The organism is Arcobacter sp. CECT 8989 (assembly GCF_004116715.1).
Classification (GTDB): Bacteria; Campylobacterota; Campylobacteria; order Campylobacterales; family Arcobacteraceae; genus Halarcobacter.
Genome location: NZ_PDKE01000117.1, coordinates 1 through 397 on the forward strand (window position 1 = coordinate 1; position 397 = coordinate 397).

Here is a 397-nt window from a genome sequence, read left to right on the forward strand (position 1 = left end):
TTGCGTCAGAGATTCAAGAGTCACCAGCGTTAACTTCTACGTCGAAACCTTCCGTAATATAATCAACGCTATCTAAGATACCCCTTGAGTGTCCGTGAGCTGAATCAAGAACTAATACACCAACACCAGCGTCAACTAATGCAGTTGCTCTATCCATTTGACCTACACCAATTGCAGCACCAACGCTTAATCTTCCAAACTCATCTTTGTTTGCATTTGGATATTCTCTTTTTTTGTTGATATCTTTAATTGTAATAAGACCTTTTAAGAAACCATTCTCATCCATAATTGGTAACTTTTCAATCTTATTTTGGTGCATTACATCAGCAGCTTCTTCTACTGTAGTACCTTCTTTTTCAGTGCTTAAAGGCATATTATTCATTTTGTCAATTACTAT

General features: G+C 36.3%; 1 pseudogene. It reads right to left on the reverse strand.

The window, feature by feature from the left end:
* Positions 1-19 precede the first annotated feature (19 nt).
* Positions 20-397 (reverse strand): annotated as a pseudogene (locus CRV02_RS14660) (IMP dehydrogenase); the annotation flags it as partial.